Origin of the sequence: Streptococcus sp. HMSC071H03 (assembly GCF_001813035.1) — a bacterium.
Taxonomy (GTDB): Bacteria; Bacillota; Bacilli; order Lactobacillales; family Streptococcaceae; genus Streptococcus; species Streptococcus anginosus.
The window spans coordinates 1-313 of the sequence record NZ_KV811161.1 but is presented as its reverse complement, the minus strand read 5'-3'; the positions used below and the strand labels follow the sequence as shown (position 1 = coordinate 313).

The window sequence follows — 313 nt, the reverse complement described above, 5'->3', positions numbered from 1 at the left end:
GGCGGTTAGAGGTTCGACTCCTCTAGGGTGCATAGAGAAGAAGTCTGAAGGTTTCGGTTTTTCTATCCATACGGGAAGTAGCTCAGCTTGGTAGAGTACTTGGTTTGGGACCAAGGTGTCGCAGGTTCGAATCCTGTCTTCCCGATTAATTGATTGATGTATGTTTTAAATAAATATTAGTTTTTAGTATCTGGTGGGATTCGTCTCTCCCTTTTTCTTTTTTCATCGATATTAATTGTCTAGCGGGTTAGTCTAATTTAATATCAAGAGAGGATGTCTTGATCTGCACCCCAAAAATTAGACAGAAAAAATC

The 313-nt window shown here is 39.6% G+C and carries 1 tRNA gene; it reads left to right on the top strand.

Annotation, left to right across the window (positions count from 1 at the left end):
- The first annotated feature begins 71 nt into the window (after positions 1-71).
- Positions 72-145 (top strand) — tRNA-Pro (locus HMPREF2887_RS04970).
- Positions 146-313 lie beyond the last annotated feature (168 nt).